We start from the raw sequence: 17,143 nt of genomic DNA, 5'->3' as shown, positions 1-17,143 counted from the left end.
TCCTCGGATGCGCACCTTACACGCAGCGGAGGTCAAAGATGTGACCGGAAGCCAGTCTGTTCAAGAGAGGGACGGGATCAAGCAAAATCATTGTCCATTTTTCGAGGCCGCACGCCGACGCAAGCGGCGTTCGCCTCCGCAAAGCTCGACTCCGGAGACGCCGATGGCGCATCTAAGGGCATGACGAGCCGTTCCGGCTCCGTTAGATTGTCGTCAAAGAAAATAAATCTTTCAGGGAGGGTCGGCTCGTGCACCGAGGACGTGTCGTATTTGGCGCAATGGAGGAGGTCGTGTTCGGCCGCCAGGCGGCTGAGGCGATCGTCGAGCAGGTGGCGCGTGTGGCCGCGCAGCGCGCCTTCCTGATGGTCAGCGGAACGCTCAACCGCACGACCGACGAAATCGAGCGAATCCGCGCCGCGCTGGGCGCAGCCTGCGCCGGCACCTTCGATGCGATGCCGCCGCATACGCCGCGCTCCGCCGTGGTCGCGGCAGCCGAGCAGGCGCGCGCCGCGAAAGCCGACCTTATCGTCACGATCGGCGGCGGCTCGATCACCGACGGCGCCAAGGCGGTGCAGCTATGCCTCGCCAACGACATCCGCAAGGCCGACGACATCGACAAAGTCCGCACCAGCCACGGCGTAACGCCTCAAATCAATGCACCCATCGTACGCCAGATCAGCGTGCCGACGACGATCGCAGGCGGCGAGTTCACCGCGATCGCCGGCGTCACCAACGAGAAGAAACGGGTCAAGGAGCTGCTGACTCATCCCATGGTGATGCCGCGCGCCGTCATCCTCGATCCCTGGCTTTCGCTGCATACGCCGGAATGGCTGTGGCTTTCGACCGGCATCCGCGCGGTCGATCATTGCGTCGAGGGCATCTGCTCGAATGAATCGCACCCTTATGCCGATGCGCAGGCGCTGAAGGGACTGTCGATGCTGGCGCAAGCCCTGCCGCAGGTCAAAGCCGATGCAACCGATATCGACGCGCGGCTGGACTGCCAGATCGGCACCTGGCTGTCGACGGGGCCGCTCGCCTCCGGCGTGCCGATGGGCGCGAGCCATGGCATCGGCTATGTGCTCGGCGCCGAATTCGACGTGCCGCACGGCTATACCTCCTGCGTGATGCTGCCGGCGGCGATGCGCTGGAATAAGTCCGCCAATGCGGAGCGGCAGGCGCAGGTCGCCGCCGCCATGGGCCATCCCGGTCAGGACGCCGGCGACGTGCTCGACAACTTCATCCGCGGACTGGGCCTGCCGCGCAGCCTTCAGGACGTGCGGATCGGCCCCGAACATTTCGACCATATCGCGGCGCAGGCGATGAAGACGCCGTGGGTTCCGCGCAATCCGCGCGCTATCGCAGGGCCCGAGCAGGTCCGCGAGATTCTTCTGCTGGCAGCATGAGGGACATTTTCCACTGATGTATACCGGAAAGCACGCTTATCTGCGCCCGTTGCAACCGGCCTTCATCATGGCTGCGACGGGCGAGACCGTCACCTATCGCGAGCTCGAGGTGCGCAGCAACCGCCTGGCGCACCTGTTTCGAAAATGCGGCCTGAAGCGGCTGGAGCACTATGCGATCTTCATGGAGAACAACAATCGCTATCTGGAGGCCTGCGGCGCCGGCGAGCGCTCCGGCCTCTATTTCACCTGCGTGAATTCCTATCTGACCCCAAGCGAGCTCGCCTACATCCTCACCAACAGCCAGTCGCGCATCCTGATCACGTCGAGGGCAAAACTCGACGTCGCGCGCGAGGCGCTGAAGGAATGTCCTGAGGTCGAGCTCTGCATCGTCGCCGACGGCGAGGGCGAAAGCGATCGCATCGTCGGGCTACAGCAGATGACTGCGGGCCTTCCTGCGACGCCGATCGAGGATGAAGCGATCGGCACCGCGATGCTCTATTCGTCCGGCACCACAGGTCGGCCCAAAGGCATCCTGCGGCCGCTGCCGGAGCAAGCGCCGTCACAGCAACTGCCGCTGTTCGATTTCCTGCAGAAACTCTGGCACTACCGCGAAGGAATGATCTATCTGTCGCCCGCGCCGCTCTATCATTCGGCGCCGCAGGCGGCCGTCAACCTCACCATCCGCGTCGGCGGCACGGTCGTGATCATGGAGAGCTTCGATCCAGAGCGCTACCTGCAGCTCGTCGAGCAATGGGGCATCACGCACAGCCAATTGGTGCCAACGATGTTCTCGCGCATGCTGAAGCTGCCGGAGGAGGTGCGCAGCCGCTACGACCTGTCGTCGCTTGAGATCGCGATCCACGCCGCCGCCCCCTGCCCAGCGCTCGTGAAGGAGGACATCATCAACTGGTGGGGGCCGATCATCCACGAATATTACGGCGCGACCGAGGGTCTCGGCTTCACCGCCTGCAATACCGAGGAGTGGCTGTCCCATCGCGGCACTGTCGGCAAGGTGCTACTCGGCGACCTGCATATCCTCGACGAGAACATGCAGCCGAGCCCCAAGGGGACGCCGGGCACGGTGTGGTTCAAGACCGCCTCGGCCTTTGAATATTTCAACGATCCCGCCAGGACGCGTGAGGCACGCTCGGCGGACGGCAGCATGAGCACGGTCGGCGACGTCGGCTATGTCGACGATGACGGCTATCTCTATCTCACCGACCGTTCGACCTTCATGATCATCTCCGGCGGAGTGAACATCTATCCGCAGGAATGCGAGAACCTCCTGATCACCCATCCCAAGGTCGCGGACGCCGCCGTGTTCGGCGTGCCCAACGCCGATCTCGGCGAGGAGGTGAAAGCGGTGGTGCAGCCGATGCATGACGTGGTGCCGGGACCCGATCTTGCCGAGGAATTGATCGCGTTCTGCGCGCAATCGCTGTCGCGCCAGAAGGTGCCGCGCTCGATCGATTTCGAGGCGGAACTGCCGCGGCTGCCGACCGGCAAGCTCTACAAACGCCTGTTGCGCGACCGCTATTGGGGCAACAAGACCTCGCGCATCGTGTGAGCTGGCCTATCTGCGCTCGCGCTGCGACGAAGGCGTGGACGTGTGCGCCGAGGCTGGACTCGCTCGGTGGGGCGTGTCTGCGCTATAGTGCCTGCCCGTCTGCCAGCTTCGTCGGGAGGCACGCCATGGCATTGCCCGAGCCACGCGAGCCCACGCCGCTACCGGCCCCAAGGCTCGAATTCACCGCCGCAGAGATTGGCGCCCTCGCCCACCTCTATCGCGGCGAGGTTTACCGAAGCACAGTCTGGCGCACGCGCCTCGACAGTTCGACCAACTGGGCGGTGGTCACAACGGGCATTGCCTTGTCGGCCACCTACAGCAGCGCCGACGCGTCGCCTTTGCCGATGGTCCTCGTCGGCCTGCTTGTCACCGTGTTCCTGCTGTTCGAGGCCCGGCGCTACCGCTACTTCAATGTCTGGCGCGCCCGCGCGCGCCTGCTCGAAACCGATTTCTACGCGCCGATGATCCGCGGCGAACGGCTTGACCCGAATTCGACCTGGACCGAGCTGCTCGCCAATGATTATCGCAATCCGAGCTATCACATCAGCTATGCGCGCGCGATCGGCCGAAGGCTGCGCCGCACCTATGGCTGGATCTTCGCCATCCAGGCCATCGCCTATTACGGCAAGCTCGCGATCCATCCGGCGCCCCTGACCACCCTTGCCGAAGTTTGGGAGCGCGCCGCGATCGGCCCCATTCCGGGGATCCTGGTCGTTCTTGCGGGAGTCCTCTTTCATGCAAGCTGGGCGATTTTCGCGCTTGTCACGTATCGCGTCGAAACCACCAGCCGACGCGAGCGGCAGAGCCTGATCGCGATGGGTTGATACGTCGCCGCGTTGCCCGGCTGCAGCTTTTGCCCTAAGTCTTGAGCAACAAAAAGACTAGGGAGGATGGCCGATGGACGTGGTCCGGGTGGGTCCGGGATTCGCTGCGGAAATTCGCGGTATGACGCTGGGCGATGTCGCCAGAAGCAAGGCCGCTTATGCTGCAGTGCGTGCAGCATTTGAAGCGCACTCGGTCCTGGTGTTTCGCGACCAGGACGTGTCAGACGAAAAGCAACTGGCATTCTCGCGCCGTTTCGGCCCGCCGGAAGTGACAAAGGTCGGTTCCATGGGAACGGGATCGCATTTCGTGATCCTCACGACCATCGGTCCCGACGGCAACGTGGTGCCACCCGATCATCGCCAGGCGCTGCGCAGCAAGGCCAACCAGCTCTGGCACACCGATTCCTCCTTCAAGCGCGTGCCGGCGCTGACCTCGATCCTGTCGGCACGAGTGATTCCCGATCATGGCGGCGAGACCGAATTCGTCTCCACCCGCCTTGCGTTCGAACTGCTTGACGAGAGCCTCGCAAAGCAGCTCGAAAATTCCTTCGCGTGGCATTCATACGCGCATTCGCGCGACCAGATCGCGCCCGGCCTTGCAACGCCTGAGGAGATGGCGGTGCTGCCGCCGGTGTGCTGGCGCATGGTGTGGCGCAACCCCGCCAACGGCCGTGGCGCACTCTATCTCGCATCGCACGCCTATGCGATCGAAGGCATGGCGCCTGCTGCGGGCAAGAAACTGATCGATGAACTGATGGCGGCAGCCACCGCGCCGGGGACGGCTTACTTGCACAAATGGCGGCAGGGCGATGTCGTGATGTGGGACAACCGCGCCACCATGCATCGCGGACGGCCGTGGCCGGCGCATGAGCCGCGGCTGATGATCCGCACCACGATCTCGGCGACAGAGGCCGACGGTCTCGCCAGCATGGGCCTGCCCTCGCCACAAGCGGCAGAATAGCGGCCCGCATTGCAGCGCCTAATGTCGCAGGCTCGGCATTTCATCCGAATTGCCGATCCTCATGCATACGACGCTGGTTGCTCAGACCTCACACCATGGTATCCTCCATGCCAAATCGGCCATAGAGACCGAACGTCGGGAGGAAATGATGCGGAGCGTGCGAGCGCTTGCCGTGGCAGCGCTGTGTTGGCTTGCGGCTTGCGATGTTTCGCTGGCGGAGACACCGAAGTCCGGCGGCATTCTCAGGATGTATCACCGCGACAGTCCAGGCAGCGCCTCGATCCACGAAGGCGCAAGCTATTCGTTCAACGTTCCCTTCATGCCGATCTTCAACAACCTGGTGATCTTCAACCAGCATATTCCGCAGAACAGCGTCGATACGATCGTGCCGGAACTCGCGGAGAGCTGGGCCTGGAGCGATGACAAGAAGAAATTGACATTCAAGCTTCGCAACGGCGTCAAATGGCATGACGGCAAGCCGTTCACCTCGGCCGACGTCAAATGCACCTTCGACCTGTTGATGGGCAAGTCGCAACAGAAGTTCCGCCAGAACCCGCGGAAATCCTGGTACGATCAGGTCAATGACGTCACCATCAATGGCGATTACGAGGCCTCATTCAACCTGAAGCGGCCGCAGCCCGCGCTATTGTCGCTGCTCGCCTCCGGCTATAGCCCGATCTATCCCTGCCATGTCTCGCCGGCGGAAATGCGCACCAAGCCGATCGGCACGGGTCCGTTCAAGTTCGTCGAGTTCAAGGCCAACGAGTCGATCAAGCTGACGAAGAACCCGGACTACTTCAGGAAGGGCCTGCCCTATCTCGACGGCATTGAATTCACCATTGTGCCGAACCGCTCGACGGCGATCCTTGGCTTCGTCTCCGGCAAGTTCGACATGACGTTCCCGACCGAAGTATCGATCCCGCTCTTGAAGGATGTCAAATCGCAGGCGCCCAATGCGATCTGCGTGGTGGAACCGAGCAACGTTGCCACCAACATCATCATCAATTCGTCGGCGCCGCCGTTCGACAATCTCGACATCCGCCGCGCGCTGGCGCTCGCCCTTGACCGCAAGGCGTTCATCTCGATCCTGTTCGAGGGACAGGCCGACATCGGCGGCACCATGCAGCCCGCGCCGGCGGGATTGTGGGCGATGCCGAAGGAGATGCTGGAGACGATCCCGGGCTATGGGCCCGACGTCAACGCCAACCGCGAGCAGGCGCGCAAGTTGATGCAGAAGGCGGGCTACGGCCCCGACAAGCATCTGCAGATCAAGGTTTCGACCCGCAACATCCCGATCTACCGCGACCCTGCCATCATCCTGATCGACCAGCTCAAGACCATCTATATCGATGCCGAGCTCGATGTCGTCGACACCGCGCAATGGTTCCCGAAGGTCGCGCGCAAGGACTATTCGCTGGGCTTGAACCTCACCGGCAACGCGGTCGACGAGCCCGACCAGTCCTTCTACGAGAACTATTCGTGCGACTCCGAGCGGAACTACACCAACTATTGCAACCGCGAGATCGAAAAGCTGTTCGACCAGCAGTCGTCCGAGACCGACCCCGAGAAGCGCAAGAAGCTGGTGTGGGAGATCGACAAGAAACTACAGGAAGATGTGGCGCGGCCGATCGTCCTGCACAGCCGCACCGGAACCTGCTGGCAGCCTTACGTCAAGAACGTGACGGTGATGTCCAACAGCTCCTACAACGGCTACCGTTACGAAGACGTCTGGATGGACAAGTAGCGTCCGCGAGGTGACGAGATGGGATCGAGTCAGCCTCCGCGTCGGGAGTCCCCACCTCTCCCAAAGGGAGAGGTCGCGCTGAAGGCGCGGGTGAGGGGTTACGCTCTATCGAGGGCGCCGCGGCCCCTCACCCGGCGCGCTGCGCCGACCTCTCCCCGCTGGGGGGAGGTAGTAACCGCGACCGTCCTGCTGTAGCGGCGCAGACGACAAGAGGAGAGCGGCCAGGTGCTAGCCTATATCGTCCGGCGCCTCTTCCTGATGCTCGTGACCCTGTTCGGGATCTCGGTCATCATCTTCGTGCTGCTGCGCATCGTGCCCGGCAACATCGTCGATATCCTGTTCGACGCCGCCGGCTATGTCGATCCTGCCGACAAGGCCAACCTGGAGAAGGAACTCGGCCTCAGCGACCCGATCGTGCTGCAATATCTCAAGTGGATCGGCGGCCTCCTGCACGGCGATCTCGGCTATTCCTACGTCTCCGAAAAACCGGCGCTACAGGAAATCCTGCCGCGGATCCCGATCACCGCGAGGCTCGCCGGCCTGGCGCTGTTGTTCTCGGCCTCGATCGGCATTCCCTTGGGCGTACTGAGCGCGGTGCATCAGGGCACGCGGCTCGACTATGCCTTGCGCGTGGTCAGCCTGAGCGGGCTGTCGCTGCCGTCATTCTGGCTCGGACTGCTGATCCTGATGGCGTCAGTGTCGATGCTCGGCTGGATGCCGATCTACAACCCGAACCCGCAGACCTGGGCCGAGGCGTTCGCGATCTACTGCATTCCGGCGATGGCGGTCGGCTTCCGCAGCGCGGCACTGACCATGCGCATCACCCGCTCCTCGATGCTGGAGATCCTGCGGCAGGACTATATCCGCACCGCCCGCGCCAAGGGCGCATCGGACGCCTCCGTCAACTATCACCACGCGCTGAAGAACGCGGTGCTGCCTGTGATCACCGTGATCGGCATCGAGGCGGCGTTTTTGATCGGCGGATTGATCGTCACCGAGACGGTGTTCAACATCCCCGGCGTCGCACGTTTCCTGGTCGAGGCGTTGCGCTGGCGCGATTATCCGATCGTGCAGAACCTCGTGATGTTCATCGCCGTCGTCGTGGTCGTCGTCAACTTCACGGTCGACATGCTCTACGCCGCGATCGACCCGCGCATTCGCTACGGAGACTAGCTCTTGGCTGTCATCAACTTCGATGCCGAACTGAAGCGCGCCGGTGCTGACGCCACCCACGGCTGGCGGCGGCTGACGTTCCTTGCGCAGCGCTACCTTCTTGGCACGATTGGCCTCGTTATCATGGTGCTGTTCGTCGCGATGGCGCTCTCAGCCGACCTGATCAGCCGCTACGATCCGCTTGCCGTCGACTCGGCGCACCGCCTCGCCGCGCCCGACGCGCTGCACTGGTTCGGAACCGACTCATTCGGCCGCGACGTCTGGAGCCGCATCATCCATGGCGCGCGCATCTCGCTCGCGGTCGGTCTCGGCTCGACCGCGCTCGGCGCGTCGATCGGCGTCATCGTCGGCCTCGCCTCCGGCTATCTCTCCGGCTGGGTCGACCTCCTGTTCCAGCGGATCACCGATATCCTGCAGTCGCTGCCGCTGTTGGTGCTGGCGCTGGTGATGACGGCCGCGCTCGGCCCGTCGCTGCCGAACGTCATCATCGCGATTGCGATTCCCTTGATCCCGACGGTGGCGCGCGTGATCCGCGCCAACACGTTGGCGCTGCGCGAACTGCCGTTCGTGGAGGCAGCGAAATCGATCGGCATGAGCGAGATGCGGATCGCGTTCCGCCACGTGCTGCCGAACACGCTGGCCCCCCTGATCGTGCTCGCGACCGCGCAGCTCGGCTCCACCATCCTGACGGAGGCATCCTTGTCGTTTCTTGGCCTTGGCATACCCGAACCCTATCCGTCCTGGGGCCGCATGCTTTCGGAATCGGCCGCCGAATATGTGCGCGTCGCGCCGTGGCTCGTGATCTTTCCGGGGATCGCGATCAGCCTCGCGGTGTTCGGCACCAATCTGTTCGGCGACGCCCTGCGCGATATCCTCGATCCAAGGCAGCGCGGTTGATGAGCGGAGCAGGCAAGGCAGAAGCGGTGCTCGAGGTGAAGAACCTGAAAACGGTGTTCTTCACCAATTCGGGATTGTTCAAGGCGGTCGACGATGTCTCCTTCAGCGTCCGCCGCGGCGAGACGCTGGCGATCGTCGGCGAATCCGGCTGCGGCAAGAGCGTGACTGCGCTCTCGGTGATGCGGCTGGTGCCGGACCCGCCCGGCAAGATCGTTGGCGGCGAGATCGTGCTCGAAGGCAAGAACCTGCTCGCGCTCGATGACGAGGCGATGCGCAAGATCCGCGGCAACCGCATCTCGATGATCTTCCAGGAGCCGATGACCTCGCTCAATCCGGTGATGCGGATCGGCGACCAGATCACGGAAGCTTTGCGCCTGCACCAGGAGATCAGCGGCAAGGAGGCGTGGCGGCAGGCGGTCGACATGCTGCGCCTCGTTCGCATCCCCGAGCCGGAGCGGCGCGCGCAGGAATATCCGCACCAGCTTTCGGGCGGCATGCGCCAGCGCGCAATGATCGCGATGGCGCTTGCCTGCCGGCCGGCGCTGTTGATCGCGGACGAGCCGACTACGGCGCTCGACGTCACGATCCAGGCGCAAATCCTGGCGCTGATGGTCGATCTGCAGAAGAAGCTCGGCACCGGGCTGATCCTGATCACGCATGATCTCGGCGTGGTCGCGCAGACGGCGCAGCGCGTAATCGTGATGTATGCCGGCAGGAAGGTCGAGGAAGCCAGCGTCGAGGCGCTGTTCGAGAATCCGCTGCACCCGTATACGCGCGGCCTGATGGCCTCGATCCCGGCCGTGCCGTCGCTCGACGCAAAAGCCGATGTGCGGCTGGTCGAAATCCCCGGCATGGTGCCGTCGCTGACGAAACTGCCGACGGGCTGCGCGTTCGCGCCGCGCTGCCGCTTCGCGATCCCGCGCTGCCGGGAAGAATATCCGCCGCTCGGCGATTTCGGCGGCAGGCATCTTGCCGCCTGCTGGCGCGCGGGCGAGATGGCGGAGGCCTCATGACCGAAGCGCGCCCGCTGCTGGAGGTCACCGACCTCGTGAAGCATTACCCGGTGCGCGGCGGCGTGCTGCGCCGGCAGGTCGGCACCGTGCATGCGGTCGATGGCGTGAGTTTCTCGCTGGCTCCCGGCGAGACGCTGGGGCTGGTCGGCGAATCCGGCTGCGGCAAGTCGACGGTGGCGCGTAGCGTGCTGCGGCTGGTCGAGCCGTCGAGCGGCGAGATCCGGCTGAACGGCGAGGCGATCACGCATCTGAGCAAAGCGGAGCTGCGTGCCCACCGCCGCTCGATGCAGATCGTGTTCCAGGATCCGTTTGCCTCGCTCAACCCGCGCATGACCGCGGGCGACATCGTCGGCGAACCGCTAAGCGTGCACGGGTTGGCTTCGGGCGAGCGGAAGCAGGAACGCGTCGCCGAACTGTTCCAGCAGGTCGGCCTGCGGCCCGACCAGATGAAGAACTATCCGCACCAATTCTCCGGCGGCCAGCGCCAGCGCATCTGCATCGCCCGCGCGCTATCGCTCGGGCCAAGCCTGATCGTCTGCGACGAGCCGGTCTCCGCGCTCGACGTCTCGATCCAGGCGCAGGTGATCAATCTGCTGATCGACCTGCAGCGCCAGCGCAACTTCTCCTATCTGTTCATCGCGCACGACCTCGCCGTCGTCGCCCATATCAGCCACCGCGTCGCCGTGATGTATCTCGGCCGCATCGTCGAGATCGCAGACAAGGCCGAACTGTTCGCCAACCCGCGCCATCCCTACACACAGGCATTGCTGGCGTCAGTGCCGGTGGCCAATCCGCGGGTGAAGCGACTGACGCCCTTGGTCGAAGGCGACGTGCCGAGCCCGATCAACCCGCCTAGCGGCTGCGCGTTTCATACAAGGTGCCGCTACGCGATGGATCGCTGCAAGCTGGAGCGCCCGCCGCTGGTGGAAGCTGGCGCAAGACATCAGGTGGCATGCTGGCTGAATGAGGGAACGGGGCGCGCCAACGCGCCGTAGGATGGGCAAAGCGCAGCGCGCCCACCATCAAGTGTCGTGCTCGTGATGGTGGGCACGCCGCGCTTTGCCCACCCTACGCGTTGAGGCTAAGCCGCCGCCTCGATCTCGACGACAATCCTGCCCGTCGTCACCTGTTCGCCCTCGGCAACGTCGATGGCCGACACCGTACCGGCGACACTAGCGGTGTGCACGTGCTCCATCTTCATCGCTTCCAAAGTCATCACGGGCTGGCCGGCGGCAACCTGCTCGCCCGGCTTGACCAGCACCGCGACGACGCGGCCGTTCATGGCGGCGCGGACCTTGCCGTCGCCATTGGCCCCCGAGGCGGCCTCGGGCGGCGCCAGCGTCAGATCGCGGACCGAGAGTGTGACGTCGTGATTGAGGATGTAGAGACGATCGCCGTCGCGCAGGAATTTCGCGCGGGCCATGAGGCTGTTGGTGCGATAGCGGATCGCGTCCAGACCGAGTTCATCGATCTCGAAGCGATGCTTGTGTCCCGCGACATCGGCGACGTAAGAGCCGTCGCGCTCGCGCACGATCTCGACCTCGCGGAGGCCGCGGCCGAGATCGATGCGCAATCCGAGCGGGAACGTCGCAGCGAGCGAGCGGCCGCTCCGCCACGACGGCGCGTGCGGATTGGTGACGTAGAGCAGCAGCGCCGCGAGCGCCGCATCCGCGCTCCCGTCGGCGCGCGGCGCCAGCAGTTCGCTCCGATGCGCTGAGATGAACGACGTCGTTGCCTCGCCCCTGCCGAAGGCTGGATGGCGCAGGCAGGAGATCAGAAAGCCCTGGTTGGTGGTGACGCCGAAGGCTTCGACCTGCTCCAGCGCAACGATCAGTTTGCTGCGGGCTTCGCGCCGGTCGGCGCCATGGCTGATGATCTTGGCGATCATGGAGTCATAAAACGGCGGGATCTCAGAACCCGATTGCAACGCATGTTCGACGCGGACGCCGTCCGGCATCTGCCAGCGCGCCATCGTGCCCGATTGCGGCACGAAGTCATGGTCTGCGTCCTCCGAGCACAGCCGCACCTCGATCGCGTGGCCGGAGAATGTGATGTCCTCCTGCTTCACGCCGAGCGGCTCGCCGCGGGCGACACGCAACTGCAGCTCGACCAGATCGAGCCCGGTGATCGCCTCGGTGACGGGATGCTCGACCTGCAGGCGCGTGTTCATCTCCATGAAATAGAAGTCGCCGTTGCCGTCGAGCAAAAATTCCAGCGTGCCGGCGCCCTCGTAGCGAAGCGCCTTCACCGCCTGGACCGCGACGGCGCCCATCCGCGCCCGCAACTCGGGCGACACCGCCGGAGACGGCGCCTCCTCGATCAGCTTCTGGTGCCGGCGCTGCACCGAGCAGTCGCGCTCGCCGAGATGGATCGCGTTGCCATGGCGATCGCCGAATATCTGGATCTCGATGTGGCGGGGATCGACGATCGCGCGCTCCAGAATGACTGTCGCATCGCCGAAGGCCCCGAGCGCCTCCGAGCGCGCGCTGCGCAGCGCATCCGGGAACGATGCGGCGTCTGTGACCAGCCGCATGCCGCGCCCGCCGCCGCCAGCGACCGCCTTGATCATCACGGGAAAGCCGATCCGCCGCGCTTCCGCCAGCATGATCTCGTCGCTCTGGTCGGCACCTTGGTAGCCAGGCACGCAGGGCACACCGGCCTTTTGCATGATCTCCTTGGCGCCCGCCTTGTTGCCCATCGCCCGGATCGCTTCCGGCGACGGGCCGATGAAGACGAGGCCGGCGTCGCGGCAGGCCTGCGCGAACTCGTCATTCTCGGCGAGGAAGCCGTAGCCGGGATGCACGGCGCCGGCGCCGCCGGCTTTGGCGGCGGCGATGATCGCATCGATGTTAAGATAGGATTGCGACGGCAGCGCCTCGCCAATGCGCACCGCGTGATCGGCCTCGCGCACATGCAGCGCATCGCGGTCGGCATCGGAATAAACGGCGACGACGCCGTAGCCGAGTCGGCGCGCGGTGCGCATGATCCGCAGCGCGATCTCGCCGCGATTGGCAATCAGGACCCGATAGAACATCCCGCCCCCTTCACGACTCATGGCCGCGCCACCGAGAACTGCATGCGCTGAGGATTGCGGGCTTCCGCCTCGCGACATATCGCAAGCACCTCGCTGAGGACGCTGCGGGTGTCGCGCGGATCGATCACGCCGTCGTCGAGTACGCGCGCGCTGGTGGAGAACACGTCCATCTGGCCGTCGAACACGCCGATGATCTCGGCTTTCATCGCGTCCAGCTTCTCCTTCGGGACCGGCTTGCCGCGCCGTGCGGCAGCCGCTTCGGTGACGATCGCCATGGTCTCGGCCGCCTGCTCGCCGCCCATCACGGCGGTCTTGGCATTGGGCCAGGAGAAGCAGAAGCGCGGATGGAAGCCGCGGCCGCACATGCCGTAATTGCCGGCACCGAACGAGGCGCCGCAATAGATCGTGATCTGCGGTACCGTCGCCGAGGTCACCGCCTGGATCATCTTGGAGCCGTGCTTGATCATGCCGGCTTCCTCATAGGCCTTGCCGACCATGTAGCCGGTGGTGTTGTTCAGATAGAGCAGCGGCGTGCGCGACTGGCAGCAGGCCTGGATGAAGTGCGTCGCCTTGTTGGCGCCGGCGGGATCGAGCGGGCCGTTGTTAGTGATGATGCCGATTGCCTGCCCTTCGATGCGGGCATGGCCGCAGATCGTGGCGGGACCATAATTGGCGCCGAACTCGGTGAAATCGGAATCGTCGATGAAGCGCGCGATCGCCTGGCGCATGTCGACGGGGCGCTTGTGGTCCATCGGCATGATGCCGAGCAATTCTTCCGCACCATAGCGCGGCGGCTTGAACGACGCGCTCGCGGGCTTGCCCCGGTCCCATTCGAGACTTGCCATGATGTCGCGCGCGATCCGGATGGCGTCGCGGTCGTCCTCGGCGAGGTAATCGCCGAGACCGGAGATCGAGGTGTGCATCTCGGCGCCGCCGAGTTCCTCCTCGGTCGCGATCTCGCCGGTAGCGGCTTTGAGCAGCGGTGGACCGGCGAGGAAGGCGCGGGTGCGGCCGCGCACCATCACGATGTAATCGGATAATCCTGTCTGATAGGCGCCGCCGGCGGTGGACGAGCCATGCGTCACCGTGACCACCGGCAAGCCGGCTGCCGAGAGCCGCGCCAGGTTACGAAAGATGTTGCCGCCCCTGACAAAATCCTCGACGCGGTAGCGCAACAGATTGGCGCCGGCGCTCTCGACCAGCTGCACATAAGGCAGCTTGTTCTCGAGTGCCAGTTCCTGCACCCGCAGCGTCTTGTCGAGGCCATAGGGCTGCAGCGCGCCGGCATCGATGCCGGCATCATTGGCGCTGACCATGCAGCGGATGCCGGAGACGAAGCCGATGCCGGCGATCAGCCCGCCGCCAGGCACGCTTTTCTCCGCATCCGCGACGTCGAACATGTAGCCGGCGAGCGTCGACAGTTCGAGGAAGGGCGAGCCCGGATCGAGCACCAGCGCCGCCCGTTCGCGCGGCAGGAGCTGGCCGCGTTTGTGGAAGCGGTCCTTTGCGGCGGCGGATGCCGCGCGGGTGCGCTCTTCCAGCGCCCGCATCCGGGAGATCAGCGCCAGCATGCCGTCGCGATTGGCCTGGAAGGCGGCGCTGGAGGGCGAGATGGTATTTTCGATGATGGCCATAGCTCAGCCTATTCCGTCATTCCGGGGCGTCCGAAGGACGAGCTATGATGTGCAATTGCACATCAGAGAATCCATCGGGCCGCGGACGCTCATGGAGAAATGGATTCTGGGCTCGCGCTGCGCGCGCCCCGGAATGACAGGGGTGTTCTTGGTAAGCATCATGCGCTTTTCGCTTCCGAGAAATACTCACTATACGCCTGCCGCAGTTCGACCTTGCGCAGCTTGCCGGTTGCCGTCATCGGCATTTCGTCGAGGATACGCACCAGCTTCGGCACCTGGAAGCCACCGAGATGCTTTCGGCAATGCTCGATGATGTCAGCTTCGCCAGCCGCAGCATTCGGCTTCAGCTTGACGAAGGCGGAGACGGCTTCGCCCCATTGCGGGTGCGGCAGGCCGACCACCGCGGCGTTCTGCACCGCGGGGTGTGCGAGCAGCGTCTCCTCGATCTTCACGGAAGCCACGTTCTCGCCGCCGGACTTGATCATGTCCTTCTTGCGATCGAGGAACAGCACCTCGCCATTGTCGTCGATCAGCGCGAGGTCGCCGGTGTGGTGCCAGCCGAACTTGCGCGCCTCTTCGGTCGCCTTCGGGTCCTTGTAATAGCCCATCATTACATTCGGCCCGCGATGCACGAGCTCGCCGATCTCGCCGCGCGGCAAGAGATTGCCGTTGTCGTCCATGATCGCGGTCTCGTTAACAACAAGCGATTCGCCCCAGTAATTGCCGAAGCGATTGAGCTGCACTTCGGGCCGCGACATCGTGGTCGCCGGATACATCTCGGTCTGGCCGCTGGAGAGCACGAAGTTTGGACACAGGTCGGCGATGGCGCGTTCGAGCAGCGGCTTGCCCATCGGTGCCATGGTGTAGATGCAGCAGCGCAAGCCCGAAAGATCGAATTCCCGCCGCCGCGGATGGTCGAGGATCGCCTGATACATCAGCGACAGCCCGACAAAGACGGTGAGCTTGTCGCGGACGATCGCCTCCATGCAGACGACAGGATCAAAGCCGCGCATCAGCGCCATGCGGCCGCCGACCGAGAGATAGCTGAGCAGCAGCACATGGCCGGCACAATGGAACAGCGGGAATTGTCCAGTGATGCCGTCATCGCGGGAGAGCTGCATCTCGATGCAATTGCTCATCACGGCCATTACCACGGCGAGGTGGCAGTGCATCGCGCCCTTCGGCCGCGACGTCGTGCCGGAGGTGTAGATGATCATGGCGAGATCGCGGTCGTTGATCTCGATCTCGGGTTCGATGTCGGATTGACCCTTAATGAGATCGTTGAAATTCTCAAGGCCGGTTGCCGCGACTTTTCCGGCAAGATCGATCGCGACCATCCCGATGCCGCGCTGTTCCAGCGTCGCGCGCCGGTCCGCTTGCGCATGCAGATTGTCGTCGATCAGCGCGAAGCGGACCTCGGCATGGCCGAGGATGTAATCCATATCGGCAGGCCCGAGCATGGTGTTGATCGGGACCCAGACGAGGCCCGCGCGGTGAATGCCGAACAGCGCTTTGACGAATTCGACCGAGTTGTTGCAGATGGTCGAGATTTTCTCGCCCGGCTTCAGGCCGCGCTGCACCAGGTAGTTGGCGAAGCGATTGGCGTCGCGTTCGAGCTCGGTGAAGGTGACGCGCCGCGCGCCGTCGGTGAGCGCGACGCGATCAGGAAAGCGCCGCGCCGCGCGCTTGAGCAGATCGCCGATCGCCACCCGGCCGATCTGTCCCGGACCCGACACGCCGCCGGTTGCTGCGAGATTGTCCATTGATTTGATTCCCTCCCCTCCACCCGCCGTCGTCATTCCGGGGCGCGCGTAGCGCGAGCCCGGAATCCATTTCGCCACAGGTCCATGCGGCCCGATGGATTCCGGGCTCATCGCTTCGCGATGCCCCGGAATGACAGCGGAGCAGCCCTAGTGCCTCACCCCGAACATCTGCCGCGCTTCGGCGGTGCTGGCGATCTCGCGGCCAGCTCTGCGCGCGCAGGCGGCGATCGCCTCGATCAACTGGCCGTTGGAGGTCACCTTCGTGCCATCAGCCAGATAGAAGGTGTCTTCCAACCCGGTGCGCAAGTGCCCGCCGAGATCGGCGGCGCGCTGGTGCAATGGCCAGATTTCGGCGCGGCCGATCGCGGTGACCTGCCAATGCGCGTCCGGCGCCTTCAGCTTGAGCAGGATCGGCAGCAACTCCGGATCGGCCGGCATGCCGGAGGCGACGCCCATCACGAAATTATATTCGAGCGGGCCGGAATACATGCCGGTCTGCCGGTACATGCCGACGCAGCGCACGATGCCGACGTCGAAACATTCGAATTCGGGAATCGTGCCGGCGTCCTTCATCACGTCGAGATAATCCTGCACCTTCTCAACCGCGTTATCGAACAGCATCGGCGGCCAGGCCCAAGTGTTGTCGGCCTTCACCTTCAGATAATTCAGTGAGCCGGCGTTGCAGGCGGCGATCTCTGGCTTCGTTTCGCGCACACAATCGAGCGCGCCCTGGTAGTTCGGGCCGGAGGTGCCCGTGGTGTGATTGATGATGACACCGGGGCAGGCCTCGCGGATCGCCTGCTGGATCTCCTTGCTGACGCCGACCTCCCAGGACGGCAGATGGCCCTTGCCAGGTGCCTGCTGGCGCAGATGGATATGCATGATGCTGGCGCCGGCGTTGAAGGCCGCCTTGGCCTCGCGCGCCATCTGTTCCGGCGTCACCGGCACATTGTGCTGTTTTGGATCGGTCAGCACGCCGTTCAGCGCGCAGGTGATAACGGCCTTGTCGCTCATGCATCCAGTCCAAAGTGTTTGAATGGCTCGGTTTTTTGCATGATGCGGGATTTGGCCGGGGCCCTCTTGCGTTGACTGGCTATTGCCGCGACGGCAGGCCGGTCGCCGTGGCAATA

The 17,143-nt window shown here is 64.3% G+C and carries 13 protein-coding genes; 9 read left to right on the top strand and 4 right to left on the bottom strand.

The window, feature by feature from the left end:
* The first annotated feature begins 248 nt into the window (after positions 1 to 248).
* The 9 genes from AC5ZG1_RS29370 (at position 249) to AC5ZG1_RS29330 (ending at position 10,577) form a co-directional block, all read left to right on the top strand.
* Positions 249 to 1,403 carry an iron-containing alcohol dehydrogenase gene (locus tag AC5ZG1_RS29370; RefSeq protein WP_496134851.1) on the top strand — a complete coding sequence of 385 codons (1,155 nt, stop codon included), beginning with the start codon at positions 249 to 251 and terminating at the stop codon, positions 1,401 to 1,403.
* A gap of 16 nt (positions 1,404 to 1,419) precedes the next feature.
* Positions 1,420 to 2,970, top strand: coding sequence for an AMP-binding protein (locus tag AC5ZG1_RS29365; RefSeq protein ID WP_496134850.1), 1,551 nt, complete (start codon positions 1,420 to 1,422; stop codon positions 2,968 to 2,970).
* Between the two features lie 125 nt (positions 2,971 to 3,095).
* A complete protein-coding gene (locus AC5ZG1_RS29360; protein WP_496134849.1) occupies positions 3,096 to 3,794 on the top strand; it encodes a DUF2270 domain-containing protein in 699 nt (232 codons plus the stop codon).
* A gap of 73 nt (positions 3,795 to 3,867) precedes the next feature.
* Positions 3,868 to 4,755: a TauD/TfdA dioxygenase family protein gene (locus AC5ZG1_RS29355; RefSeq protein ID WP_496134848.1), complete on the top strand. Its 888-nt coding sequence runs from the start codon at positions 3,868 to 3,870 to the stop codon at positions 4,753 to 4,755.
* Positions 4,756 to 4,903: 148 nt separating this feature from the next.
* A complete protein-coding gene (locus tag AC5ZG1_RS29350; RefSeq protein ID WP_496134847.1) occupies positions 4,904 to 6,499 on the top strand; it encodes an ABC transporter substrate-binding protein in 1,596 nt (531 codons plus the stop codon).
* Positions 6,500 to 6,724: 225 nt separating this feature from the next.
* The gene (locus AC5ZG1_RS29345) at positions 6,725 to 7,672 is read left to right on the top strand and encodes an ABC transporter permease (protein WP_130227319.1); all 948 of its coding nucleotides are present in this window, start codon (positions 6,725 to 6,727) and stop codon (positions 7,670 to 7,672) included.
* Between the two features lie 3 nt (positions 7,673 to 7,675).
* Positions 7,676 to 8,569 carry an ABC transporter permease gene (locus AC5ZG1_RS29340; RefSeq protein ID WP_130581090.1) on the top strand — a complete coding sequence of 298 codons (894 nt, stop codon included), beginning with the start codon at positions 7,676 to 7,678 and terminating at the stop codon, positions 8,567 to 8,569.
* Entirely contained in the window at positions 8,569 to 9,582 is a 1,014-nt protein-coding gene (locus AC5ZG1_RS29335) for an ABC transporter ATP-binding protein (RefSeq protein ID WP_496134846.1), read from the top strand. Before AC5ZG1_RS29340 ends, AC5ZG1_RS29335 begins: the two co-directional genes overlap by 1 nt.
* Positions 9,579 to 10,577 carry an ABC transporter ATP-binding protein gene (locus tag AC5ZG1_RS29330; protein ID WP_456641365.1) on the top strand — a complete coding sequence of 333 codons (999 nt, stop codon included), beginning with the start codon at positions 9,579 to 9,581 and terminating at the stop codon, positions 10,575 to 10,577. The genes AC5ZG1_RS29335 and AC5ZG1_RS29330 overlap by 4 nt, the downstream gene beginning before the upstream one ends.
* 86 nt (positions 10,578 to 10,663) lie before the next feature.
* Here AC5ZG1_RS29330 and AC5ZG1_RS29325 read toward each other — a convergent pair whose 3' ends face one another.
* From AC5ZG1_RS29325 to AC5ZG1_RS29310, 4 genes are all read right to left on the bottom strand, one after another.
* Positions 10,664 to 12,637 (bottom strand): acetyl/propionyl/methylcrotonyl-CoA carboxylase subunit alpha, encoded by a 1,974-nt coding sequence (locus AC5ZG1_RS29325; protein ID WP_496134845.1) that lies wholly within the window; start codon positions 12,635 to 12,637, stop codon positions 10,664 to 10,666.
* Entirely contained in the window at positions 12,634 to 14,250 is a 1,617-nt protein-coding gene (locus AC5ZG1_RS29320; protein WP_496134844.1) for an acyl-CoA carboxylase subunit beta, read from the bottom strand. Before AC5ZG1_RS29320 ends, AC5ZG1_RS29325 begins: the two co-directional genes overlap by 4 nt.
* Before the next feature lie 158 nt (positions 14,251 to 14,408).
* Positions 14,409 to 16,013, bottom strand: coding sequence for an AMP-binding protein (locus AC5ZG1_RS29315; protein WP_456641368.1), 1,605 nt, complete (start codon positions 16,011 to 16,013; stop codon positions 14,409 to 14,411).
* Between the two features lie 147 nt (positions 16,014 to 16,160).
* Entirely contained in the window at positions 16,161 to 17,027 is an 867-nt protein-coding gene (locus AC5ZG1_RS29310; protein WP_496134843.1) for a beta-keto acid cleavage family enzyme, read from the bottom strand.
* Positions 17,028 to 17,143 lie beyond the last annotated feature (116 nt).

The organism is Bradyrhizobium sp. Leo78 (genome assembly GCF_059512425.1).
Note: the sequence above shows the minus strand (reverse complement) of the source record. Positions and strands in the feature narration are given on the sequence as shown.

What these genes read in the sequence shown, in the direction of transcription:
- AC5ZG1_RS29320 (WP_496134844.1), bottom strand. Translation starts at nt 14,250, where the DNA reads ATGGCCATCATCGAAAATACCATCTCGCCCTCCAGCGCCGCCTTCCAG.
- AC5ZG1_RS29365 (WP_496134850.1), top strand. Translation starts at nt 1,420, where the DNA reads ATGTATACCGGAAAGCACGCTTATCTGCGCCCGTTGCAACCGGCCTTC.
- AC5ZG1_RS29335 (WP_496134846.1), top strand. Translation starts at nt 8,569, where the DNA reads ATGAGCGGAGCAGGCAAGGCAGAAGCGGTGCTCGAGGTGAAGAACCTG.
- AC5ZG1_RS29325 (WP_496134845.1), bottom strand. Translation starts at nt 12,637, where the DNA reads ATGAGTCGTGAAGGGGGCGGGATGTTCTATCGGGTCCTGATTGCCAAT.
- AC5ZG1_RS29330 (WP_456641365.1), top strand. Translation starts at nt 9,579, where the DNA reads ATGACCGAAGCGCGCCCGCTGCTGGAGGTCACCGACCTCGTGAAGCAT.
- AC5ZG1_RS29310 (WP_496134843.1), bottom strand. Translation starts at nt 17,027, where the DNA reads ATGAGCGACAAGGCCGTTATCACCTGCGCGCTGAACGGCGTGCTGACC.
- AC5ZG1_RS29355 (WP_496134848.1), top strand. Translation starts at nt 3,868, where the DNA reads ATGGACGTGGTCCGGGTGGGTCCGGGATTCGCTGCGGAAATTCGCGGT.
- AC5ZG1_RS29350 (WP_496134847.1), top strand. Translation starts at nt 4,904, where the DNA reads ATGCGGAGCGTGCGAGCGCTTGCCGTGGCAGCGCTGTGTTGGCTTGCG.
- AC5ZG1_RS29315 (WP_456641368.1), bottom strand. Translation starts at nt 16,013, where the DNA reads ATGGACAATCTCGCAGCAACCGGCGGCGTGTCGGGTCCGGGACAGATC.
- AC5ZG1_RS29360 (WP_496134849.1), top strand. Translation starts at nt 3,096, where the DNA reads ATGGCATTGCCCGAGCCACGCGAGCCCACGCCGCTACCGGCCCCAAGG.